19 protein-coding genes are annotated in these 23,846 nt (G+C 69.9%); 9 read left to right on the top strand and 10 right to left on the bottom strand.

The features are described from left to right. The first annotated feature begins 50 nt into the window (after nt 1-50). Nucleotides 51-422 carry a FecR/PupR family sigma factor regulator gene (locus ACILRB_RS04270; protein WP_395665056.1) on the top strand — a complete coding sequence of 124 codons (372 nt, stop codon included), beginning with the start codon at nt 51-53 and terminating at the stop codon, nt 420-422. Between the two features lie 3 nt (nt 423-425). Here ACILRB_RS04270 and ACILRB_RS04265 read toward each other — a convergent pair whose 3' ends face one another. From ACILRB_RS04265 to ACILRB_RS04245, 5 genes are all read right to left on the bottom strand, one after another. Continuing rightward, complete coding sequence (locus ACILRB_RS04265; RefSeq protein WP_395665055.1) at nt 426-2,210, bottom strand: acyl-CoA dehydrogenase C-terminal domain-containing protein; 1,785 nt, start codon at nt 2,208-2,210, stop codon at nt 426-428. 71 nt (nt 2,211-2,281) lie between these two features. Continuing rightward, a complete protein-coding gene (locus tag ACILRB_RS04260) occupies nt 2,282-4,642 on the bottom strand; it encodes a 3-hydroxyacyl-CoA dehydrogenase/enoyl-CoA hydratase family protein (RefSeq protein WP_395665054.1) in 2,361 nt (786 codons plus the stop codon). Next, nucleotides 4,642-5,775 (bottom strand): thiolase family protein, encoded by a 1,134-nt coding sequence (locus ACILRB_RS04255; RefSeq protein WP_395665053.1) that lies wholly within the window; start codon nt 5,773-5,775, stop codon nt 4,642-4,644. Before ACILRB_RS04255 ends, ACILRB_RS04260 begins: the two co-directional genes overlap by 1 nt. Before the next feature lie 183 nt (nt 5,776-5,958). After that, entirely contained in the window at nt 5,959-6,345 is a 387-nt protein-coding gene (locus ACILRB_RS04250; protein WP_395665052.1) for a hypothetical protein, read from the bottom strand. Nucleotides 6,346-6,493: 148 nt separating this feature from the next. Next, nucleotides 6,494-7,609, bottom strand: a complete 1,116-nt coding sequence (locus ACILRB_RS04245; protein ID WP_395665051.1) for a hypothetical protein — start codon at nt 7,607-7,609, stop codon at nt 6,494-6,496. Between the two features lie 452 nt (nt 7,610-8,061). Here ACILRB_RS04245 and ACILRB_RS04240 point away from each other — a divergent pair, with 452 nt between their 5' ends. The 7 genes from ACILRB_RS04240 to ACILRB_RS04210 all read left to right on the top strand — a co-directional run bounded on the left by ACILRB_RS04240 (nt 8,062) and on the right by ACILRB_RS04210 (nt 17,320). Continuing rightward, entirely contained in the window at nt 8,062-9,180 is a 1,119-nt protein-coding gene (locus ACILRB_RS04240; RefSeq protein ID WP_395665050.1) for a glycosyltransferase family 4 protein, read from the top strand. After that, a complete protein-coding gene (locus ACILRB_RS04235; protein ID WP_395665049.1) occupies nt 9,177-10,418 on the top strand; it encodes a hypothetical protein in 1,242 nt (413 codons plus the stop codon). The genes ACILRB_RS04240 and ACILRB_RS04235 overlap by 4 nt, the downstream gene beginning before the upstream one ends. Further along, nucleotides 10,415-11,881 (top strand): O-antigen ligase family protein, encoded by a 1,467-nt coding sequence (locus ACILRB_RS04230; protein ID WP_395665048.1) that lies wholly within the window; start codon nt 10,415-10,417, stop codon nt 11,879-11,881. The genes ACILRB_RS04235 and ACILRB_RS04230 overlap by 4 nt, the downstream gene beginning before the upstream one ends. Next, nucleotides 11,878-12,906, top strand: coding sequence for a glycosyltransferase family 2 protein (locus ACILRB_RS04225; protein ID WP_395665047.1), 1,029 nt, complete (start codon nt 11,878-11,880; stop codon nt 12,904-12,906). The genes ACILRB_RS04230 and ACILRB_RS04225 overlap by 4 nt, the downstream gene beginning before the upstream one ends. A gap of 258 nt (nt 12,907-13,164) precedes the next feature. Continuing rightward, complete coding sequence (locus ACILRB_RS04220) at nt 13,165-14,337, top strand: acyltransferase family protein (RefSeq protein ID WP_395665046.1); 1,173 nt, start codon at nt 13,165-13,167, stop codon at nt 14,335-14,337. Between the two features lie 2 nt (nt 14,338-14,339). Next, on the top strand, nt 14,340-15,569 hold the full coding sequence (locus ACILRB_RS04215; RefSeq protein WP_395665045.1) for an acyltransferase family protein: 1,230 nt from the start codon (nt 14,340-14,342) through the stop codon (nt 15,567-15,569). Between the two features lie 38 nt (nt 15,570-15,607). Next, the gene (locus tag ACILRB_RS04210) at nt 15,608-17,320 is read left to right on the top strand and encodes an FAD-dependent oxidoreductase (RefSeq protein WP_395665044.1); all 1,713 of its coding nucleotides are present in this window, start codon (nt 15,608-15,610) and stop codon (nt 17,318-17,320) included. Between the two features lie 97 nt (nt 17,321-17,417). Here ACILRB_RS04210 and ACILRB_RS04205 read toward each other — a convergent pair whose 3' ends face one another. After that, nucleotides 17,418-18,518: a thioesterase domain-containing protein gene (locus ACILRB_RS04205; RefSeq protein ID WP_395665043.1), complete on the bottom strand. Its 1,101-nt coding sequence runs from the start codon at nt 18,516-18,518 to the stop codon at nt 17,418-17,420. Between the two features lie 94 nt (nt 18,519-18,612). After that, on the bottom strand, nt 18,613-19,314 hold the full coding sequence (locus tag ACILRB_RS04200; protein ID WP_395665042.1) for a hypothetical protein: 702 nt from the start codon (nt 19,312-19,314) through the stop codon (nt 18,613-18,615). Nucleotides 19,315-19,665: 351 nt separating this feature from the next. Between ACILRB_RS04200 and ACILRB_RS04195 the strand changes: the two genes are divergently transcribed. Next, on the top strand, nt 19,666-21,090 hold the full coding sequence (locus ACILRB_RS04195; RefSeq protein WP_395665041.1) for a GumC family protein: 1,425 nt from the start codon (nt 19,666-19,668) through the stop codon (nt 21,088-21,090). 67 nt (nt 21,091-21,157) lie between these two features. Here ACILRB_RS04195 and fdhE read toward each other — a convergent pair whose 3' ends face one another. The 3 genes from fdhE to fdxH all read right to left on the bottom strand — a co-directional run bounded on the left by fdhE (nt 21,158) and on the right by fdxH (nt 23,791). After that, the gene (gene fdhE, locus ACILRB_RS04190; protein WP_395665040.1) at nt 21,158-22,090 is read right to left on the bottom strand and encodes a formate dehydrogenase accessory protein FdhE; all 933 of its coding nucleotides are present in this window, start codon (nt 22,088-22,090) and stop codon (nt 21,158-21,160) included. Nucleotides 22,091-22,196: 106 nt separating this feature from the next. Further along, nucleotides 22,197-22,850, bottom strand: a complete 654-nt coding sequence (locus ACILRB_RS04185; RefSeq protein WP_395665039.1) for a formate dehydrogenase subunit gamma — start codon at nt 22,848-22,850, stop codon at nt 22,197-22,199. Next, a complete protein-coding gene (fdxH, locus tag ACILRB_RS04180; protein WP_395665038.1) occupies nt 22,847-23,791 on the bottom strand; it encodes a formate dehydrogenase subunit beta in 945 nt (314 codons plus the stop codon). The genes ACILRB_RS04185 and fdxH overlap by 4 nt, the downstream gene beginning before the upstream one ends. Nucleotides 23,792-23,846 lie beyond the last annotated feature (55 nt).

The following is a 23,846-nucleotide window of genomic DNA, read 5'->3' as shown; positions in this document are numbered from 1 at the left end:
TTTATTAGAATGGATGTAAAAAGCGGCTCGGGCCCAGAAAGGCGAAACTCATGACGGCGCATGGCGGCGACGGGCCGAACGACGCGCAGCGCGACGCCGCCGCGCTCTGGCTCATGCGCCGCGCCGGCGCGAAGCCCAGTCCGTCGCTTGAGCGGAACTTCGCCGCCTGGCTCGACGCCGATCCAGACCATGAGCGCGCCTATCGCGACGCCGCAAGGCTGTGGATCGCGCTTGAGGGTCCGGCGCTGCGGCTCGCCCGCAGGGCCGCGCCCCTCCAGGGCCGGCGCCTGCGCCGCCTCTGGATCTCCGGGCCGACGGTCGCCGCGCTCGTCCTCGGCGCCCTCTTGTGCTTTGGCCATGGCCCGCGCCACGACGCGACGCCCGCGCCTTCCTCCATCCCCGCCCCCGCCCCGGCGCGCTGAGGCTCAAAAGGCCAGATCGTCGAAGGCCATGACGGGCGCGGCGCCGGCCCTGATCGCGGCGGCGAGCCCGCTCGTCTGCGGCAGCAGCCGCCGCATGTAGAAGCGCGCCGTGGCGATCTTGGCCGCATAGAAACGGTCGTCCTCGCCCGCGCCCTGTTTCTGAAGCGCGATTTCGGCCATGCGCGCCCACAGATAGGCGAGCGCCACGAGGCCGAACAGGCGCAGATAGTCGGTCGCCGCCGCCCCCGCTTCGTCCGGGTCGCGCAGCGCCGCGCGCGCGGTCTCGGCCGTCGCCTGCTGCAGGCGGCCGAAGGCCTTTGCGAGCGGCTCGACGAATTCGGCGAGCGCGGCCTCGCCCGACTTCGCCTCGACATAGGCCGAGACCGGATGAAAGAAGGCGCGCAGATAGCGGCCCGCGTGGGCGCCCGTCTTGCGGCCGATGAGGTCGAGCGCCTGAACGCCGTTGGTGCCTTCATAGATCTGGGCGATGCGCGCGTCACGGGCGTATTGCTCCATGCCGTTCTCGCGGATGTAGCCATGCCCGCCCATGATCTGCATGCCGAGATTGGCGGCCTCGGTCCCGAGGTCGGTCAGGAGCGCCTTGACGATCGGCGTGACGAGGGCGACGAAATCCTCGGCCTCGCGCCGCGCCGCGGCGTCGGGCGAGCGCCTGAGGTCGAGGCTGCGGGCGGCCCAGGCGGCGAGCGCGCGGCAGCCTTCGACATAGGCGCGCTGGGTCAGGAGCATGCGCCGCACGTCCGGATGCACGAGGATCGGGTCGGCGGGCTTTTCGGGATATTTAGCGCCCTTCAGCGCGCGCCCCTGCAGCCGCTCGCGGGCGTAGGCGGCGGCGCCCTGATAGGCCGCCTCTCCCACGCCGAGCCCCTGCACGCCGACGGCGAGGCGCTCGGCGTTCATCATCGAGAACATGGCGCGCAGCCCCTTGTGCGGCGCGCCGACGAGAAAGGCCGTCGCGCCGTCGAAATTCAGCACGCAGGTGGCCGAGGCCCTGATGCCCATCTTGTGCTCGATCGAGCCGCAGGAGACGCCATTGCGCTCTCCGGGCGCGCCGTCTTGGCGCGGCAGGTATTTGGGCGCGAGGAACAGGCTGACGCCCTTGACGCCCTTCGGCGCGCCGGGCAGGCGCGCCAGCACGAGATGGACGATGTTGTCGGACAGGTCGTGCTCGCCCGCCGAAATGAACATCTTCGAGCCGGAGAGCGCATAGGAGCCGTCGGCGCGCGGCTCGGCGCGCGTGCGCACGAGGCCGAGGTCCGTGCCGCATTGCGGCTCGGTGAGGCACATGGTGCCCGACCATTCGCCCGACGCCATTTTGGGCAGATACTCCGCCTTCAGCGCGTCGGAGCCATGCTCGTCGAGGCAGAGATAGGCGCCATGCGTGAGCCCCGGATAGAGGCTGAAGGCGAGATTGGCCGAGCAGATCATCTCGGTGATCATGACGTTCAGCATATGCGGCGCGCCGAGCCCGCCGTGGGCTGGATCGCAGGCGAGCGAGGACCAGCCGCCCTCGCAATAGCGGCGATAGGCCTCGCGAAAGCCCTCCGGCGTGCGCACCACGCCGTTTTCAAAGGCGCAACCCTCCTCGTCGCCGGGACGGTTCAGGGGAAAGAGCACGTCCTCGCAGAGCCGCGCCGCCTCATCGAGGATCGGGTCCATGAGCTCGCGCGAGAACTCCTCATGGCCCGGCAGGGCGGCGACCTCGTCCGCGCCCATCAGCTCGTAAAGGACGAAGCGCATGTCGCGCAGCGGGGCTTTGTAGCTCATCATGACCGGCGTCATCCTTCAAGGCGCCCATCCGGAAGCCGCAAGCTTTCGGACCCGGGCGGCCGCGTCGAAACTCAGTTGCGCAATGGCTTGCCCGTCTCCAGCATGTGCTCGACGCGCTCGAGCGTCGCGCGGTCGCGCACGAGGCTCATGAAGGCCTCGCGCTCGAGCTTCAGGAGCGCGTCCTCGCCGATCGGCGAAAGCGCGTCGGCGTCGCCGCCGGAAAGAACCCTCCCGAGCGCCGAAAGCACCGTCATGTCATGGGCGCTCGCCTTGCCGGCGAGACGAAACGCGCCGGCCGCGAGCCGCAGGGCGCAGGCGCCGCTTGGCCCCGGCAGGGCGAACGCCGGCGCCGGCGGCGGCGCGTAGCCCGGCGCCAGCGCCAGCGCCTTCGCCTTGGCGTCGGCGAGCAGCCGGTCGCGATTCATGGTGATCCCGTCTCCCGGGCGAAGGTAGAGAAGCTCCTTCGCCTCGGCCGCGGATTTCGCGACGCGCGCCGTGCCGACAAGCTCGAAAACCGTTGAGACCGCCGGCATCGGGCCTTTGGGGAGGCGCCCGTGCGCGGCCCAGCGCGCCAGCATCTCCTTGCAGCCGCCCCAGCCCGGAATGAGGCCGACGCCGACCTCGACGAGGCCCATGTAGGTTTCGGCGTGCGCCTGCACGGCGTCACAGTGAAGCAGGATCTCGCAGCCGCCGCCGAGCGCCATGCCGGACGGCGCGCCGACCACCGGAAAGGGCGCGTATTTCAGCATGCGATAGGCGGTCTGGCCCTGCGCGACGAGCATCTCGATCTCGGGCCAGATCGCGATGTTGGCGGCGAACAGCGCGAGGCCGAGATTGGCGCCGACGGAGAAATTCTCGCCCTCGTTATAAATGACGAGCGCCCTGTGACGGCGCCCGACTTCATGAACCGCGCGCATCAGCAGCTCGAGCGTGTCAGGGTCGAGCGCGTTCATCTTGCTCGTGAACTCGAAGCAGGCGACGCCGTCGCCGACGTCCCACAGCGCCGCGGCGGAATTCCTGAGGAGGGGCGCGCCGCGCAGCTTCACGTCTTCGAGCAGGAGCACGCCGTCGCCCCGGCGCGCCGGGGCATAGGCGCCGTCGGCCTGAAGGGTTTCGCGCGCGCCGTTCTCGACGCGGCTGAAGCCGCGCCCGGCGGCCGTGCGCAGCAGATCGGGAACGGGGCGCCCCTCGGCCGCAAGCCGGTCCGCGAGCCAGCCCGCGCCGATCCTGTCGATCAGCTCGAAGGGCCCGTGGCGCCAGCCGTAGCCGAGCCGCATCGCCGTATCGACGGCGGCCGGATCGTCGGCCGCGTCGCCGACGAGCGCGGCGGCGTAGGCGAGCGTCCCGCTCATCACGCGCCACACATATCGGCCTTCGCGGCTGTCGTGGGACATCAGGCGGCGCAGGTCGCCGCGGCTTTCGTCGAGCGCCTCGATCGCGGGCTTGCGCGCCGTGCGATAGTCGAGGGTCGCAAGGTCGATCGCCTCCTTGACCCGGCCGCCGCCGGCGCGGTTGAGGCGGTAGAATCCGCCCTCGGCCTTGCGGCCGGTGAGCCCGCGCGCAATCATCGCCTCAAGCGCCGGCGCCGGCTTCGCCACGCGCTGGAACGGATCGTCGGGGGCGAGCGCGGCCGCAAGGCTCTGCGCCACATGGGGCGTGAGATCGAGGCCGACGAGATCGAGCAGGCCGAAGACGCCGGTCTTGGGGACGCCGACCGGCCGGCTCAGAAGCGCGTCGGCCTCCTCGACGTCAAGCCCCTCCGCGATCGCGAGCGACACGGCGGCCTGCAGCCAGAAGGCGCCGAGCCTGTTGGCGACGAAGCCCGGCCGGTCCTTGCAGAAGATCACGGTCTTGCCGAGAAAGACGTCGCAGAAACGCGCGACGCGCGCGACCGTCTGGGTGCGCGTCAGCGGCCCCGCGACGATCTCGAGAAGGCGCATGTAGCGCGGCGGATTGAAAAAATGCGTGACGAGGAAATCTTCCGCGAAACGCTCGGGCAGCCCCTGCGTCAGCGCCGCGAGCGGCAGGGTCGAAGTGTTCGAGGAGACCGCCGCGCCGCGCTTTCTCACCGCCTCGACGCGACGGTAGAGCCCCTGCTTGACGTCGAGCCGCTCGACCGCCGCCTCGACGATCCAGTCGCAGTCGGACAGAAGGCCGAAATCGGCGTCAAGGTCGCCCGGCGCGACGAGCTTGGCGGCGGCGCGGCTCATGAAGGGCGCGGGATCGGCCTTCAGCATGCGCTCGACGGCGGCGCGCGCCAGCGCCCCCGGCTCGCCGTCTCTGGCGAGGTCGAGCAGGACCACGGGAACGCCGGCGTTGGCGACATGGGCGGCGATGGCCGCGCCCATCACGCCCGCGCCGATCACGCCGACTTTTGCGATCGCGCCCGCGTTCCCCGCCGCGCTCCCGCCGCCGTCAGACATGTCGGCCATCATACGGCCTCCAGGATCGTGGCGATTCCCTGGCCGCCGCCGATGCATTGCGTGGCGAGCGCATAGCGTCCGCCCTCCCGCCGCAGCAGCGAAGCCGCCTTGCCGAGGATGCGCGCGCCGGTCGCGCCGAGCGGATGGCCAAGCGCGATGGCCCCGCCGTCGATGTTGGTCTTTTCGAGATCGAGCCCGAGGTCGCGCGCGCAGGCGAGCGCCTGCGCCGCGAACGCCTCGTTAAGCTCGATCACGTCGAGGTCGCGCGCGGCGAGGCCGGCGCGCGCGAGCGCCTTGCGCGTCGCGCCGATCGGGCCAATCCCCATGAGCTCCGGCGCGCAGCCGCAGACCGCGACGGATTTTATGCGCGCCAGAATGTCGAGCCCCATGCGGCGCGCGTAGTCCTCGGAGGCGATCAGCACCGCCGCCGCGCCGTCGGTGAGCGGCGAGGCGGTTCCGGCGGTCACCACGCCGTTCTCGTCGAAGGCGGGCCTGAGCGCCGCGAGGCCTTCGGGCGTGGTCTCGGGCCTGAGGCAGCCGTCGGCGGCGATCGCGCCCGAGCGCGTCTCGACGGGGACGATTTCGGCCGTCAGGCGCCCTTCGGCCTGCGCCTGCGCCGCGCGGCGCTGCGAGGCGAGCGCGAACGCTTCCTGGTCGCGCCGGCTCACGGCCCATTTGGCGGCGACGTTCTCGGCCGTCTCGCCCATGCCCATATAGGCGCCGCGCTCGACCTCGGCGAGCGCGGGATTGGGCAGCGGGTTGAAGCCGCCCATCGGCACGCGGCTCATGCTTTCGACGCCGGCCGCGACGAAAAGCTCGCCGGCGCCGAGCGCGACCGCGCCCGCCGCCATATGGGCCGCGGTCATGGAGGAGCCGCAGAAGCGGTTGACGGTGGCGGCGGCGACGGATTTGGGCAGGCCCGCGAGAAGCCCGGCCATGCGCGCGAGATTGAGCCCCTGCTCGCCTTCAGGGAAGGCGCAGCCGACGATGAGGTCCTCGACGTCGTCGGCGCGGGCGCCCGAGCGGCTGACGAGCGCCGCAATCAGCGCGCCGACGAGATCGTCCGGCCGCACGCCGGCGAGCGCGCCTTTCGCCGCCGGCGTGAAGGGGGTGCGCGCATAGCCCGCGACGACTGCGTTCATTTCGAACCTCCCTGGCCGTCATTTCAGCCGAATCTAGCCCGGCGCGCGCCGGCCGCAAACCGCGCGACGGGCGATTTCTCCCTCCGCCGGCGCGCAATTTCGCGTCAGGGTTAGCGCGGCGAGACGAATTTCCGGCGACGGTTCGTCCGCCGCGCCGCGAATCGCGCTTCAAAGGGTCGGGCGTCAGGGCTTCGCCACACGCCAGACCGACTTGAAGCCGTCGCCGGCGGCGTCGCCGGGCTTCGCGTCCTGCGCGAAGCGGTAGAGCGGCTTGCCCTTGTAGGCCCATTGCAGGGCGCCGTCCCCGCGCGAGACGAGGGTGAACCCGCCGTGCGCCGCGGCGCCCGCGCCCGCCGCGAGCGGCGGCCAGAGCTTCGCGCAGTCGCCGACGCAGGCCGATTTGCCGCCTTCGTCCCTGTCGAAGGTGTAAAGCGTCATGCCCCGCGCGTCGACGAGCGCCGCGCCCTTGGCGGTCTCGCCGGGCTTCGCCGGCGCGCCCTCTTGGGCGAAGGCCCCGCCCACGACGAGACATGAAGCGAAAGCGCAGGCCGTGATGAGTGTCTTGCGCATTTGAACGTCCTCCCGGCGCCCGCCCGGGACGCGTCGCGTCGATCTTCCGTCCGGGCGCGGGCGCGTCTCCCGGGACGCCGGGCGCGAGGTCAACGCGCGTAAACGCCCGTCGTTTGCGGCCGCGCAGGATTTCGACGCCGTCAGGCGGTCACCAGCCGACCCGCGTGAGCCTGGAGAAGATCGCGTTGAGGTCGTTCTGCAGGCCGTAGCTCCAGGCGCGCAGGACCGGATTGGCGGCCGCGCAGTTCGGATTGACGCGGATCGTCGCGCCGCTTCCGCCGCGATCGACGATGATGAAGCCATAGGTTTTCGCCGCCGCGGCGATCGCCGCGCCCTCGGCCGTCGCGAGCTTGAGCGAGGCGACCGAAACCGAGGGCGGCAGCGCGAGCCGCGCGCCCATGGGCAGGGCGCCGGAATAGGGCTGCTGGTTCGTGGTCGCGTCGCGGTCGAAGGCGTAGGCCGGATAGGCGATCTGCGTCGCAAGAAGGCTCGCCGGCGCCGAGATCGCCATGGCGTGCCTCACGCCCGCCGCAAGCTCCTCGTCGCAGAGCAGCCCGGCGTAGCTCGGCAGCATCGAGGCCGTCTGCCCGTTCTGCCAGCCGTCGCCAAGGCCCGTCGCCGACGACACGGCGTAGGAGAGCGCGACGAGCTGGCCCGAGCCCAGGACGATCGTGGCGTAGGTTTCGAGCACCGATCCGTTCGGCTGGGCCACCGCCATATGGCCGTCGGCGCCGGTCGCGGGCTTCATGGCGGCGCCGACATAAAAGCGCGCCGGCGGCGACGCCGGGTTGAGCGTCTTGTTATAGGACGACGGCAGGGTCCAGGCCCCGGCTTTCGTCGTCGAATAGACGTTGCCGGGATAGGGAAAGGCGGTCTTCGACGAGGCGAGAATCTCGGCCTCGACCGCCGCGCCATTGCCGGCGCGCCGCCATTCGCCCGTAAACACCTTGTACCAGGCGAGGGGATTGTAAAGCAGCGGGCGCGACGCGTCCGCGGTCGTCGCCCTGTAGAAGGGAATGCTCCAGACGTTCTGGGCGTCCCAGGAGTCGACGCCCGCAAGAAGGCCCGGGGCCGCCGGCGCGGAGCCGTAGACGGCGCTTGAGGGAATCGCCGTGTTCCAGGGGGAGGCCGACGAAAAGGGCCGGTCGGCCGCCGCCGCGCCGCCGGCGACGATCGCGGCGGCGCAGGCGAACGGGACGGCGCAGGCGAGCGGGGCGGCGACGCCCCGGCGCGAGGGCGACGGGGCGAGGGTCCGGGCGTTCATCGACGACCTCCTGAAGCACAATGACTATCATCAATGATCAGAAATCGCCATCAATATGGCCTGCGTCCCGCGCCGGCGCGCCGTCGTGTCAGGCCGTGCAGGCGCCCGCAAATAACCCGACAGGTTTCATGACCGTATTCGATAGTCAAAACTCATCATACCCGCGCCATCAGCCATGTGCACGAAGGACACAGGCCGTCCGAGACAATCATGATCCGGGGGGCGCCCCGATATGATTTAAAAATTTGACAGAACTTTAATGTTTTGATTATGAGTAGCTTTAGCTCGGCTCTATATAAAGCTGCTCGACGACGCCCTGTCTCCAGAGGCCGGGCGGCGACTGATAATAAATAAAAACAATCAAATTGATCATCTGGCGCATCCGCCCGACCTCCGCCGGTCGAACGGCGCAGGCAGAACTTTTGCGACAATTACTTTGAAAGGCGAATGTTGTGCGTATCGCAATGATCGGCTCTCGTGGCGTGGGCTCCGGCTACGGCGGCATCGAACGCGTTCTTGACGAGCTGTGTCCAAGGCTCGGCGGGCTCGGCCATGAGGTCGACGTCTTTTCCGATCCCAGCGTGACGTTCGAGGACCATGGCGGCGTGCGCGCGCTGCGCACGGCCGCCGTCGGCGGCAAGCATTTCGAGACGATTTCGCGCAGCCTGGTCGCGCTGCGCGAGGCGATGGGCCGCTACGACGTCGTCCACTTCCACGCCGTCGGCCCGGGCATTCTTTCGGCGGCGACTCATCTTTTCGGCCAGCGCTCGCTCGTGACCATCCACGGCCTCGACCAGAAGCGCGACAAATGGGGCCGGGCGGCGCGCATGAGCCTCAGCCTCGCCGAGCGGACCCTGGTCGCCAACGCCGACCAGATCTCGGTCGTCTCCGAAAATCTGCGGCGCTACTTCGCCGAGCGCTACGACGTCGCCGCCCGCTTCATTCCAAACGGCATGCCCCGGAAGTCCCATGTCGCCCCGGGACCGCGGTTCGCCGAACTCGGCCTCGAACCCGGGCGCTACGTCCTGTTCGCGAGCCGGCTCACCCCCGAAAAGGGATGCCAGGACCTCATCGCGGCGATGAACGCGCTGCAGACCGACATGAAGCTCGTCGTCGCCGGCGGCTCGCGCGAACCGGCCTATTATGACGCGCTGCGCGCCGCGGCCGACCCGGCGAAGACGTTTTTCGTCGGCCACCAGTCCGGCGACGCGCTCGCCGCCCTGTTCAGCAACGCCTATCTCTTCGTGCTGCCTTCCTACATCGAGGGCATGTCGATGGCGCTGCTCGAAGCCGTCGCCCATGGCGTTCCGGCGATCGTCAGCGACATCCCCGAGAATCGCGCGGTCGCCGGGGCCTGCGGCTTCTATTTCGCCCCGCGCGACGTCGCCGCGCTCGGCGCCCTCCTCGGGCGGCTCGTCGCCGACCCGAACGCCGTCGCCGAGGCGGCGCGCGAGCTCAAGACGCTCGCCCGGCCCGACTGGGACGACGTGGCGCGACGCTACGACCGGCTCTATCGCACGCCGCTGCGACGACCCGTGGCCGCGACGCTCATTCAGGGCGCCAGGGCGTGACGGCCCGCTCCGACGCCGGCGCGCTGCGCCAGACGGCGCGGCGGCTCTCCGCGCGCTTCGGTCATGAGGCCGGCCTCGTGCTCGCCGCCCGCGTCCTGCAGAATCTCAACGGCCTGCTGCTTTCGGCGATCATCGTGCGCAGCTTCGGCCTGCCGGCCGCCGGCACGCTGACCATCGCGACGGCCGCCGTCGCCGTCATCGCCCTCGTCGGCGCCTTCGGCCTGCCCTATGTCTTCGCGCGGATGGACGCGCCCATGCCCGTGCGCAACGCGCTCGGCTGCGCGGCCGCGCTCGTCGTCGTCCCGGCGAGCCTTCCCTTTCTCGCCGTGCTCGGCGCGCTCGCCGGGCGCAGCCATGAGGAGGCGCTGGTCATCTTCCTGCTCGCGCTCGGCGGGCCGTTTTTCGCGCAGGGCAACCTTTTGAACGCGCTGCAGGTCCTGCAGGGCAAGGCGGGCGAGGCCGTCATCGCGCCGGCCGCCAATTCGCTCGGCCTGCTGTTCGCGGCGCTGTTCGGCTCGTCCTACGCCGGCTTTGCGGCGATCCTCGCCGCCTTCCGCTTCGCCGGCGTCGCCGTCGCCTTCCTGCGGCTTAAGCGCGCGCCGCTCGATTTCAGGCTGTTCGTCAGGCAGGCGCGCGAAGGCTCGCGCTTCCTCGTCGGCGATTCGATGAATCTCGGCGTCGACCAGGCGTCCGTGCTGATCGCCTCCTATCTGATGAGCCGCGCCGACCTCGGCCTGTTCGGCCTCGCGCGCCAGATGCTGACCGTCGCCGAAACGCCCGGCTGGTCGCAGATGCAGGCCAAATATCCGGCCGTCGTCGGCGATCCCGACGGCGCCCTGCCGCCGCTGCGCCGCCTGATGCTCAAGCTCGGCGCGGCCTGCGCGGCCGGCGTGGCGCTGCTCGCGGTCCCGCTCGGGCTGTTCGTCTTCAACCTGCCGCGCTTCACGCTGCTCGCGCCGCTGCTGCTCGCCTCGACGCCGATCCGCTATCTGCTGTCGACCTATGACCTGCATCTGCGCGCCATCGGCGCGCTCGACGCGGTCAACCGCGTGTCGGCGATCAGGGGCGCGCTCGGCCTCGTCGTCATTCCGCTCGGCGCGGCCTTCGCCGGCGCGCTGGGGGCGATCCTTGGCGTCATCCTGCATGTCGCCCTCGCGACGGCGCTCACCGCGCGGGCGAGCGCGGCGTTCGGCCCGCGCGCCGCGCCGCGCATGAGCGAAGCGGGAGCGCCCTCGTGAGCGCCGGCGCGGCCGTCCCCGCCCTCGCCGCGGCGCCGGCGCGCGCCACGCCCCGCCTCGCCGCCGTTCTGCGCGGCGCGGCGCTCTATCGCGCCTATCTGCGCGCCATTCCCGCGCTCTGGTTCCTCGGCGCGCTCGCCCCGGCCTGCGCGCTGATGCTGCTGCGGCTCGCCTCCGAGCGCTGGCCGCGCGGGAAAATGATCAACGTCATTATTGCGAGCTGGTTCGCGATCGGCCTGTCGCAGGCGGCGGCCGCGATCCTCAACGGCGTCGCGCTCGGCGACTACGCGCGCGGCTTCGCCAATGCGGCCGGATTCGGCGTCGTCGGCTGGGGCTTCGGCGGGCTCGCCGTCGCCGCCGGCGCGGCGCACCGGCTCGACGATCCGCGCGCCGTCCGCGCCGTCGCCTGGGTCGGACTCTACATGCTGATTCTCGCCGGCGTCGCCGCGGTCGGCCATCTCCTCGGCCGTCGCGCGCTCTATATCTGGCCGACGCCGCTCGGGCTGCTGCTGCCCAAAAGCCCGACCGTCACCTTCTACACGGCGGCGCTGATCTACCAGACCGAAGAAACGCTCGGCGAACTGACGACGCGGCTGGTGCTGTTCTTTCCGTGGGCGCCCGCGCTCGGGCTCGGCGCGCTCGCCGTGACCTTCATCAGCCTGCTCGAACGCAATCTCCTGTGGCGCGTCCTCGGCGTGAGCGGCGGCGCGGTGGCGACCGTGTTCAGCTGGAGCCGCATCGCCATCGCCGCGCTCGCGGTCGTCGGCGCGCTGATCGTCTTCATGCGCGCGCCGCGCGGCATGAAGCTCCTCGTCGTCGGCGCAGGCCTGTGCGGGCTGTTCGCCCTGCCGCTGATGGGCGTCGACCCGATCGCCGAAATCGCGCAGATCCAGGACAAGGCCAACGCCGCCCGCGCCGGATCGAGCCTCGCGCGCGACCTCATCTATGAAAAAAGCTACGAAGGCTTTCTCGAATCGCCCCTGATCGGCCATGGCTGGATCGGCGACTCCGTGCACGCCAAGGAGAACCTGCCGATCGGCAGCCACTCCACCGTCTACGGCCTGCTCTACATGGGCGGCGCGCCGACCTTCGCCGCTTTCGTCCTCGCCATGGCCCTGACCTTCGTCGGGCTCGTGCGGCGTTATCTCACGCTGGCCGCCGACGACCCGCGCCGCGACGGACTGATCGTCGCGCTCGGGCTGTTCCTGTGCCTCGCGCTTTACTGCCGCTACGAGGCGCTGTTCAACCTGACGCTGCCCTGCGTCTTTCTCTTCGCCTTCATCGGCGCCGCGCTCGCCCCTTCCGCCGTCGCCGCGCCGGCCGCCTTGCGCGACGACCCCGCCCGGCCGCTCTCGCGCGCGCCGGAGCGCGCCGCGCGCGCGCTCGATCCGATTTTTTCTTGCCGCCGGAGCCCGGCCGGACCGCGCCGCCGCACGCCGCATTCAGGAGACGAGAGCCCATGAACGCCGAAGACCCACGCCCGTCGCCGGACGCCGACGCGTCAGAGCGCGCGCCGCCGCTCTCGATCGTCATTCCGGCCTATAATGTCGCGCCCTATATCGAGGCCGCCGTCCGCTCCGCGCTGGCCCAGACGATGCGCGACCTCGAAGTCGTGGTCGTCGACGACGGATCGACCGACGACACGCCGCGCGTCCTCGCACGGCTCGCCGCCGCGCTCGATGATCCGCGCCTGCGCATCCTGCGCCAGGACAACGGCGGGCTTTCGGCCGCGCGCAACGCCGGCATTCTCGCCGCCCGCGGCGAATTCATCGGGCTGCTCGACGGCGACGACGTCTGGCTGCCGCAGAAGGCCGCGCTGCATCTCGGCGTCATGACGGGCGACCCCTCGATCGGGCTCACCTTCAGCCATTCCGAATATATGACGGAGGCCGGCGCGCGCAGCGGAGACATCCTGCTCGCGGGCAAGGCCCATCCCTCCCTGCACGACATGATCCGCCGCAATCATTTCGGCAATGGCTCGACGGTCGTGGCGCGGCGCGCCTGCTTCGAGGAGGCGGGACTGTTCCTGCCGGAGCTCAGGAGCTGCGAAGACTATGAGATGTGGCGCCGCATATTGTGGATGACAGGCTATGAGGCCCAGCTCATCCCGCGGCCGCTCACGCTCTACCGGCTGCGCGAAAGCAGCCTCTCGTTCGATTCGCGCAAATTCGTCGGCTACGCCGACATGGCCATGGCCATCCTGCGCAGGGACATGCCCAACGTGCCCGAGCGCGTGATGCGCGCCGGCCACGCCGAACACTACCGCATCGCCGCCTGGAAAGCCGTGTCCTGCGGCCGGCGCGGCGACGCGCTGGCGCTGATGCTGCGGGCGCTCGCGCTGCGCCCGTTCTTCCTGTTCACGGACTGGCGCGCGCTTGGCGCCGCCGTCGCCATCGCCGCGCCGCAGAGCCTGCGCGACGTTCTCGCGTCGACGGTCAAGGCGCTCCAGAAAAGTCATTCCGGCGTCAAGTCGATCATGGAGACCTGACCCCGCCCGAACGCCTCGCGCCGGGGGCCGCCCCCGGCGCTTTCGACACGCCGCACCTATCCGACACGCCGCTCATATCCGACGCGACGCGTCGCGGCGCCGATCGCCCGGAACGCCCGTCCGCATTGATTTGAACAAATATCTGAGGGTCGTCTTCGGCCTTCCATTTTTAAAATGACGAACGTCTTGAACCGCCCCGGCCGTCAGGCGCCGCACATCTTCGGCGCCGGCCCGGCCCGCGACACGAGTCGAGGATCGATGCAGATCATTTACGACGAAGCGACTCGCGAAACGCGCCGCGTCTCGCCGGGCGTCGAAGCGAGGCGCGAAGAGCGGGACGCCGCGATCGACGTCGCGCGCGGGATCGCGATCCTGCTCGTGATCTACGCGCACGGCCTCCAGGTCTTCTTCGGGGCGCGTCCCGACGGCGCCTTCTCGGACGCGGCCTTCGCGCAGTGGCGCGTCATCTACAGCTTCCACATGCCGCTGTTCTTCCTGATCTCGGGCATGACCGCGCAGAATCTCCCGCGAAAATCATGGCGGCGAATCTTCGAGCAGGCGCTGTTCCTCGTCGCGCTCGCCTATGCGTCCCATGTCGCGGGCGTGGCGCTCGCCGCGGCGCTGGGCCGGATCCCGGCCGACTCCGGCGCGATCTTCAGAACGCTCGTCCGGCCGATGCTGATCGGCAAGGATTTCAGCCTCGTCACCACATGGTTCCTCGTCGCCCTCGCCGGCGCGCAGATTCTCGCCGCCGCGATCGTCAAGGGGCCCGCCGCGCCGCGCTGCGCCGCGATCGCGCTCGCCGCCGCGCTCGTCCTCGCCGATCCGTTCCTTCCCAATCCGTTCCAGATCAGGTCGTTCGCGCCGGGCCTGCTGTTCTATCTCGCAGGCTATACGCTCGCGCGGGTCAGGGCTGCGCCGCCGGCCGTCGTCGCGCCGGCGCTGCTCGCCGCCGTCGTCGTGCTCGCGCCGCTCAACAACGCCTGTCTCGCCGAATGGTCCTGCGCGCCGCTGAAGGGCTTTTACGCCGATTTTCTCGCCGGCCGCTTCGGCGTCCTGATGATCACGGGCGATGTCGGCTTTTTCCCTCTGTTCGCGCTGACCGCGCTGCTCGGCTCTCTTCTGGTCGTGATCGTCGGCCGCGCGATCGCCTCCGGTCCGCTCGCAAGCTCGCTCGCCAGGCCGCTTGCCTGGAGCGGCCGCAACGCGCTCGACCTCGTGCTCGTCAACGGCGTCTTCATCGTCTTTCTGCAGCCGGTCCTGCAGCGCCTGCCGCCCTCAGACGACGCGCTCGCGCATGTCGGCCTCGGCGCCGCCATCGTCGCCCTCAATCTCATGTTTATGATCATTCTTTCGCCGCCGCTGCGGCGGCTCGTTCAGTTTTCAAGGTTTTGCGCCGCGCGCGCGGTCGGCGCGCCCTCAAAGGAGTGACCATGTCATCTGCCGTCCAGCTCCCCGGGGGGCGCGGCCTGCGCGCCTTCGCCCGGGCGACCCTGCCCGCATGGCGCGGTCCTGACGGGCGTCCCAAAAGCGCCGGCGACGTGCTCGCCGCGCATCGCGGCCGCGGTCCGGGCTTCGACATGGCGCGGCTCGTCCTTTCGCTCGCCGTGCTCGCCTTCCACGCGATCATCACCGCTCATGGACAGGAGGCGCAGGACGCCGTGCTGTCAGGCCCGTTCAAGCCGGCCTTCCTCGCCATCCTGCCGATGTTCTTCGCGCTCAGCGGATTCCTGATCGCCGGCAGCCTCGAACGCACGAAATCGCTCAAGATCTTCATCATGCATCGCGTGCTGCGCATCGTCCCGGCGCTGTCCTGCGAGGTGTTCCTGTCGGCGCTCCTGCTCGGCCCGATCGTCACCGCCTACACGCTCCACGCCTATTTCACCGACCCGCAGTTCTTCAGCTATTTCTTCAACGTCGTCGGCAAGATCCGCTATTACCTGCCGGGCGTCTTCCTCGACAATCCGCTGCCCGGCGTCGTCAATTTCTCGCTGTGGACGGTGCCGATCGAAATCCAGTGCTACGTCGGGATTTCGATCCTCATCCTGCTCGGCCTCGCGTCGAACAAGAAGGCGATGCTCGCCGTCTTCGCCGTCGCCATGGCCGGACAGCTCGCGGGCGAAATCCACGGCGTCCTCGCGCCGAACCCCAAGGACATCGTCACCCATTACACGCTGTTTTCCTGCTTCATCGGCGGCGTCGCCTTCTATCTCTGGCGCGACCGCGTGAAGCTGACCTATCTCGGCATGGCCGCCGCCGTCGCGGTCATGGCGGCGTCCTTCTCCACGAGCGCCTATTACGCCTTCGCGCCCGCCTGCGCCGCCTATCTGATCGTCTGCTTCGGCATGGCCGCCTTTCCCCGCATCCCCCTGCTGTCCGACGGCGACTATTCCTATGGAATCTACCTCTACGGATTCCCCGTGCAGCAGACGCTGATGCATTATTTTCCCGGCCGGCAGAACTGGGCGTTCAATCTCGGCCTCGCGATCCCCCTCACTGTCGTGGTCGCCTATCTGTCGTGGAACCTCGTCGAAAAGCGGGCGCTCTACCTCAAGGACCATCCGCGGCTTCGGCGCTTCATGGCCTATCCCGTGCGCCAGCGCTCCCGCGCCGCTTTCGCCGCCTGGCGCGGGCGCGTGTCCGTCGCGTCCGGCGGCCGCTGAACCACTCCCGATCTTCGTCACATCTTTCGGAGGCGCATATGATCATTGAAGCCACGCAGGCGGACGACGGCGCGGAAATCTGCGCGGACGTCTGCGTCATCGGCGGCGGGGCCGCTGGAATCGCCCTCGCCCTCGCCCTGCCGCGCTCGCTCAAGGTCGTGCTGATCGAGGGCGGAGGGCTGACCTCCGACCCCATGTCGCAGTCGCTCTACGCCGGCGAGAGCGTGGGCCTGACGCATGACTCGCCGGCGGATTCGCGCAGCCGGTTTCTCGGCGGCAGCACCAATTGCTGGGGCGGCTGGTGCCGTCCGCTCGACCCTTTCGATTTTGAACGCCGCCCCTGGGTGCCGCACAGCGGCTGGCCGATCCGCAAGGCCGACCTCGAGCCCTATTATCGCCACGCCGGCGAGCTGCTCGAACTGCCCGACGCCGATTTCACCCTCGAGCGCTGGGCGCCCGAAATCGCGCGGCTGCGCGCGGAGCTGATGCCGGTCGCGGGGTCAGACCTCGTCAATGTGCTTGACCAGCTGAGCCCGCCGACGCGCATGGGCGACGTCTACCGCGAGCGCCTGCGCAAGGCGCCCAACGTCCGGGTTCTTCTCCACGCCAATGTGGTCCGCGTCGCGACCGACGCGCGGGGCGAGGCCGCGACCGGGGCGGACGTCGCGACGCTCGACGGCAAACGCCTCTCGATCCGCGCCGCCGTCACCGTCCTCGCCGCCGGCGGCGTCGAGAACGCGCGGCTGCTTCTGGCGTCGAACGACGTGCGGGCGGACGGGCTCGCCAACGGCTCCGGCCTCGTCGGGCGGTTCTACATGGACCATCCGCGCCGGCAGTCGACGCAGCTTCGCATTGTCGACGCGGCGCGCTTCCGCCCGCTCTATGACGCGCTGATGCATCGCATTCATCGCGGCACGGGCGACGCGCGCGCGCGTCTCGAAGTCCATCTCGCGCCGAGCTTCGACGCCCAGCGCCGCCTCGGCCTCTCCAATTCGCGCGTCTATCTCGTCGGCGCGCGCGGCGGCGACGTGGCCAAAGCCTACAGGGCGATGAAGCGCATCCAGAGGGCGATCAACGGCCGCAAGCGTTTCGGCTATCCCCTGTCGCGCGCCGCGCGCGATACGCTGCGCGAGCTGCCGGGCCTCTTCGCCCATGCGCCGGGAACGCTCGCGGCGATCGCCGACGTGATGCTCGCGCCCGTTCTCGAAAAGACCGACTTCACGCTCGAATCGGTGATCGAACCCGTTCCCAACCCGGACAGCCGCGTCACGCTCGCCGCGACGCGCGACCGGCTCGGCGTCAGCCAGCCGCGCATCGACTGGCGCCTGACGGCGCAGGACGAGGAGCATTTCCGCACGCTCGACCGGCTCGTCGTCGACGGCCTTTGCGCCGCCGGCGTCGCGACCGTCATCGGCTCGTCCTCCGGGCCTGGCGAGGAGACTGAAACGCTCGGCTGCTGGCATCACATGGGCACCACGCGCATGCATGAGGACCCGGCGCAGGGCGTCGTCGACGCGCAGTGCCGCGCCCATGACGTGCGTCATCTCTATGTCGCCGGCAGCTCCGTGTTTCCGACCGTCGGCAGCGATTCGCCGACAATCACGCTGGTCGCGCTCGCCCTGCGGCTTGCGGACCGCATCGCGCTCGATCTGAAGGAGGGCGTGGCGCGTCCGGTCGGCCGCCGGAGCGACGACGCGGACGCGCGCACGGAAGCGTCCGAAAGCGTCTTCGCCATGACCCCCGCGACGTGAGTCCCGCAACATGAAGCCTGCGCCCTGAGGGCGCGGGCCGACGCAAAAAGGGGACGCGGCGCGCCCCCTTTTTGCGTTCAGGCCGGCTGAGCGCCGTTCAGCCCCGGTTCAACGCTCCGAGCGCGTCCGACATTCTGTCGGCGAGCTCGCCGACGAAGGGCTGGCGCATCAGGCTCGCATGATCGCCGCCGCAGGCGAAACGATCATAGCCGCCGAGATAGGGCGGGAAGACGTCGGTCGGCGGGCACGACAGCGGGTCTCCGCCCGCGGACTCGAAAATGGCCGCCCTGCCTGCATAGGGCTTGATCTCATAGGCGTAGAACGCCGCAAGGCCCGCGTCCCGCGCGTCGGCGAGCTCCTTCGGGAGATTGGCGAGCGTGTAGGGCGAGGCCGAAGCGGTTCCCGCGCCGCCCGTCAGCCGTCTCAGGCGCCGCGCGAGCGGCGCCGCCCGTTCGCCGAGATAGGACAGGATCTGGCGCGGCGGCAACGCCCTCAGCGTGTCGAAATGGGTCTTGAGCCGACGCAGCAGAAAGGCCCGCTTGACCGCCGGCGGCCAGAAACGCTCCGGCAGATTGGGCTCGATCAGGCCGAGGAACTCGACCCTTTCGCCGGACGCCGCCAGAAGACGCGCGGTTTCGAGGGCAATGAGGCCGCCGAGGCTGAAGCCGGCGAGCCGGTAGGGGCCATGCGGCTGGATGGCTCTTATGGCGTCGGCCTGGACGCGGGCCATGTCGACGACGCTGCGCAACAGCGGCCCCCGGCCGTCAAGGCGCTGCGTCAGATTGGCGTAGACCGGCCCGCCGGCCCGAACCAGCCGGCCGAGGTCGTAAAGCTCGAGGATGATTCCGCCAAGGCCCGGAAAGAGAAAGAGCGGCGTTCCGCCCTCGTGCGGCTGCACGAGCACGGCGACGGGCTGGGGCGGCGCCTCGCCCCGGCGCACGATCTCGGCGAGCGCCGGAATGGTCGACGCCTCGAACATGGTCGTGATCGGCAGGGCGACGCCGGTCAGCTCCGTTATGGCGCCGAACAGCCGGTGGATGCGCTGCACGCCGAGCTTGAGGTCGAGCAGGCTCGCCGCGCGCGCCTGCGGGCCGCGTTCGAGAATCTCGTCCCAGAGCTTGCCGATCAGCTCTTCCGGATCGTCGGGGAGAAGGGACGGCCTGTCGCCGATGCTCTCGCCGGCGAAGAAAACAGCCATGGGGACGCGCTCCGCTTGAAGCGGCGTCCGGCAAGCGGCGCCGCGAGGATGGACGACAGATGTGAGTTCCGGACGTGGAGTTTTGACTTCAGGTTCAAAGCCAGCGTTCGAGCCAGCGCGGGATGCGGCTTGCGGCGCGGTTGAGCACGCATCCGACGAGCTGGCCGCCGAAGCGTTCGACGTCGTTGCGCGTCTGGACGATCCGCGAGCGGGTGGATGCGCCCGCCCCGACGACCAGCACGGTTCCGTCGCTGCATCGCGCGAGCGCGAGCGATTCGGGCGCCTCCGCGGGCGGCGGGCAATCGAGGACGACGATCGGAAAGGCCTGCTTCGCCGCGTCGAACAGGCGTCCGAGGTCGCTGAGGTCGAAGCTCGAAAAGGCGCCGCTGGCCGCCGTCAGCCGCGCCAGCACGACGCCCGGCGCGTCGGGCGAGGGCTGCGTCGCGCCATGCAGCGCGCCCTTTTCGGAAAAGGCTTCGATCAGGGATTGCGGCCCGGGGCGCGTCGGCGCGTCGGTCGCCGAGCAGTCGATGAGCAGGACCGAGCCCTGCCAATGCGCGGCGGCGGCCTCCGCGAAGCCGGCCGCCGTGACGCTCGCGCCTTCGCCGTCAGAGGAGGCGAGAAACTGCAGCACGAAAGGCGCGTCGCTCCGGTTCAGCGCCTTGATCGCATGGAACAGATGAAGAAAAGCCTTGTGCGGCGGCCGCGGCCGCGCGGCGGCGACGGACGGAAAGGCGGCGCGGCGTTCAGCCGGAACGCGCGCCTCTTCGACGGCCTGGGTCGCGCCCGCCCTCATGAGGCGCCCCCGGCGCCCCGCGACGACTCTGGTGCAGATCGCTTTTTCATATAGATAACGCCCTTTAAGAAAAAGCTGGCGGAAAATCATTCAGCCGCCGCCGATCGGGACGATCATATCCCCGGCGCGCTATGCTCGAATGACTAAATTCTATAAAAGTTTTTCGATATTCCACACAGCGGCGAATGATTTGCACGCTACATTGACGGCTGGTGCAATGCAACAGAGTATGGCAAGCCGAACGCGCCAACACGTAACCGTCAACGCCTCCCCTTTACATGGCGGCGATTGTTGATCAGGCTGGCGCAATCCGTCGTTTTCGCGCCCGCGCCGGGCGGCCTGGAGTCTTTCATGAGCCTTTCTTCCGACGCGCCGTCGCCGCGCGGCGACGCGCGCGCCCTGCGCGCGATCGCCGACGGTCTTTTCAGGGACTGGCGCGCCGTCGCCGTTTCGGCCTGTCTCGTGATGGCCGCCGCCTGCGGCGTCGCCCTTCTCGTCAAACCGCAATACACGGCCGAAGCGACCCTGCTCGTGCCGCTGTCGCCCGACTACGCCGCCCGCGCGGCGGTGGGTTCGGAGACCGCGGCCTCCCCGATCATGCTCGAAAAGGACGCGATCCTGAAAAGCGAGGTCGAGATCCTGACGAGCCCGTCGCTGGCCAGGGCGACGATCGAGTCGGTCGGCCTCGCCCGGTTGTTTCCCTCGATCGCGCAGCCGGGTTTCAGCGCCCGCATGAGGGACGACATATCAAATGTCGTAGAAAATCTGATGAAGTCGGCGGGCCTTCCCGACCGGCGGCGGCCTGCGGCCGACCCGCTCGACCTCGCGACGGTCGCCTTCGCCAAAAGCCTCAAGGCGACGCCCGACAAGATCGGCAATCTGATCGCGGTCAGCTTCCGCAACGCCGACCCCGCCGTCGCCGCCGAGGCCGTCAACACGCTCGTCGCGCGCTACCTGACGCGCCGCGCCGCGCTGTTTTCCGACGTCCAGTCGCCCGCCGTCGAGGCCGAGGCGAACATGTTGCGCGCGCGCGCCGACGCGGCCGGACGCGCGGTCGCCGCGTTCAAGGCGCAAAACAACATCGCCGACCACAGCCTGCAGCGCGACCTGCTGCTGCGCCAGCGCGCCGACATCGTCCGCGACCGGCAGATCGCCGAGGCCGACGGCGCGCAGGCGAAAGAACGCGTCGACGTGCTGAGGCACGAGCTCGACCAGGCGCCGAAAGACGTCGTCACCTATGGCGGCGCCCAGCAGCTCGTGCGGCACGGCCGCCCGAACGTCATCGACGCGCTCGAAATCGACCGCGCCCGGGCGCGCCAGACCTTCGAGGCCGCAAACGCCCGCGTCGCCACCGACGACGCCCAGGTCGCCGCCGTCGACGCGCAGATCAAGGCGATGGAGGCGAACGCCTTCGAACTCGCCCGCCTCGAACGCGAGCGGACCTTCGCCGAAGACCATTACGCCGCCGTCGCCAAGACGCTCGACGCGCGCCGTTTTCAGGAGGACGTCGCCGCGCGCAAGGCGGCGAGCGTGCGCGTCATCGAGCCGGCGTCGCCTCCGGTCGCGGCCGACGCCCGCCGCCTGGTGATCCTCGCCGCCGGCGTGTTGCTGGCAATTTTCGCCGGCGTGCTCGCCGCCGTGCTCGCGGAGGTTTTTCGGCGCGGCTTCGTCTCGCCGGACACGCTCGAAAGGGCGCTGGGCCTGCCCGTGCTGGCGACCATCCCCGTCCTCGACCCCGCGCCCGGCGCCCGCGGCGCGCCGCGGCTTCGCGGCTAGCGCAGGCTCCGGCTGCGGCAGGCGCGCCCGGCCCTGTCGCCGGGCGGCGGTCTCTCCGGCGAAAGCTTCAGCCGACGAGCAGAAGCGGGTTCGGCGCGTTGCGCGCCCAGCCGGCCTCGGACGTCTTGAGATCGAGCCCGAGCGTCAGGAGATCGTCGGCGTAAGGGTCGGCGGCCGTGTCTTTCGACTGGTAGATGATCTTCGCATAGGAGCGGCATTCGTCGCAGGTCTCCGCCTTGACCAGCTCCTCGCCCTCAAAGCTCCGCACCGCCGTCGAGCGCGACTCGCCGCAGGAGACGCACTGGGCCCGCACGTAATTCCAGGCGGTCCCGCAGATCGAGCAATGGAGATAGCGCGCGCCCGGAGTCTTGCCCGACGCCGTGACGAGGCTCGCCACGGGCGTCGACCCGCAGCAGGGGCAAAGCCCGCGCTCCGGCAGGAGGCGAAGCGCCGACGCGTCGAGCGCGCCGGCGAGCCGCGTGAAATAGGCCTGGAGCGCGGCCGCGACGAACAGCGCCTCGCCCGCCTGCCCCGCTTCGACGGAATCATGCACGAACGCGTCGGCGAGCGCCTCGGCCGCGCCTGCGCCGGCCGCCTTGAGCGCGCGCGCGACCTCTCGCGCCTGCGCGGGCGCGGGCGCGGGCGCCTCGGCGACATGGGCGAGCAGCACGGCGAGGCCGTCGCGCCAGCAGGGCGCGCGCCTGTGGCCGTCGAGGGCGAGCGGCGGCATGCGCGCCTCGACCGCCTGGGCGACAAAGTCGGCGCCTGGCGCGGGACATTCACTGAGCGCGTCGCAGGCCGCCTGCTGCGCGCGCGCGACCACAGCCATGAAGCGCAGCCAGCCTTCCATGGGGTGGCCCTGCGCGCGCGCCTCGAGCCTTGCGGCGGTGCGGGCGAAGCGCGTCGCCGGATCGGGCAGGATCAGCGGATCGGGCGCCGTGACGCCGCCCTGCGGATCGCCCATCCAGGCGCCGCTGGAAGAAACCTCGCCCTGCCTCATCGCGTCCTGGCGCTCCTGCGCCGGCGCATCGCATCGACGCGCCGGCCCTTTGGCAAAATGGCGCGCGGCGCGCGGCCGCGCAAGGCGCGCGTGACGGCGGGACGCCTCACCCCCGCGGCCTCGGCCCGGCCGAGCCGCTTTCGGCGAGACGGCGCAGCCATTTGCGATGATGGCGATAGGCCCAGCCCGGCGTGACCCACCCTTGAGTCATCGCCCGCATGGAGCCGCGCACCCAGATGGCGGCGTAGACATGGACGATCCACACCAGAATCGCCGCGACCGCCGCGAGCGAATGAACGAGCGTCGCGACGCGCTGCGTCTCGATGCTCGTCGCCGCGCCGAAATAGACCTCCCAGATCATGAGGCCGCTGACGAACAGCGTCGGCACGAGCAGCGCCATCGACCAGTAGACGGCCTTCTGGCCGGCGTTGAGCTTGTCGACTTCCGGCACATGCTCTTCGTCATTGGCGAGCACGCGCGGCGCGGCCTTGATCCAGTCGAGGTCTTCGCGCTTCGGGAGGTTGTCGCGCCAGAACTGCGCGAACAGGCCGACATAGCTCAAGAACAGCACGACCCCGATCCATGGATGGACCGCGCGCGTCCACTGGCCGCCGCCGAACAGGCCGCTCAGCCAGTAGAACAGCGGATGAAACATCGAAAGGCCGGAAAGGACCAGCAGCACGAAGCAGCCGGCGGTGATCCAGTGGTTGATCCGCTCGCTCGTCGTGTTGCGGATCAGCGTTCCCTTCGGATAGCTCATGTCCGCGCGCTCCCGCTTTGCGCCTCGCCGCGCGCCGCTTCATTGCTCGTCAGGAAAAGCGTCTTGGCCTCCGCCTCGTCGGCGGGCTCGACCTCGTTCGGGCCGACCGTGACCCAGTGGAAGAAGCCGGCAACCGCCCCGAACGCCATGCCGGCGATGGCGAGCGGCTTCAAAAGCCCCTTCCAGGCCGCGACCAGCGGGCTGACGCTGGGGTTCTCGGGCAGGCCTGCGTAAAGCGCCGGACGGTCGGCATGATGCAGGACATACATCACATGCGTGCCGCCGACGCCCGGCGGATCGTAGAGCCCGGCGTTCGCGAAGCCGCGGCCCTTGAGCTCGTCGACGCGCTCGCCGGCCCATTCGGTCATGTCGGCCTTGGAGCCGAACAGAATGGCGCCCGTGGGGCAGGCCTTGACGCAGGCGGGTTCGAGCCCGACCGCGACGCGGTCCGAGCAGAGCGTGCATTTGTAGGATTTATGGTCGTCCTTGCTGACGCGGGGAATGTTGAAAGGGCAGCCCTTCACGCAATAGCCGCAGCCGATGCAGGCGTCGGAGATGAAATCGACGATCCCGTTGGCGTATTGGACGATCGCGCCGGGCGCGGGGCAGGCCTTGAGGCAGCCGGGATCGGCGCAATGCATGCAGCCGTCCTTGCGGATCAGCCATTCGAGGTCGCCCTTGTCGTTGTCCCATTCGGTGAAGCGCATCAGCGTCCACACCTCGGGGGCGAGGTCGTGCGGATTGTCGTAAGAGCCCTCGAACGTCCCGATCGCCGGGCGCAGATTGTTCCATTCCATGCAGGCCGACTGGCAGGCCTTGCAGCCGATGCAGCGCGACACGTCGATGAGCTTCGACACCTCCGCCTCATGCGCGCGCGCCGAGGGCGGCGTCATGGTCGTCGCCGAGCGCCTGATGATGTCCTGCGATTGCAAATCCGCCATGGCGCGGCTCCTTCAGGCCGTCGCGGGGGAGGTCGTCTCCGCCGCGAGGCCGGCA

The sequence above is a fragment of the Methylocella sp. genome (assembly GCF_044226135.1).
Lineage (GTDB): Bacteria > Pseudomonadota > Alphaproteobacteria > Rhizobiales > Beijerinckiaceae > Methylocapsa.
This window is presented reverse-complemented; position numbering and strand designations above follow the sequence as displayed.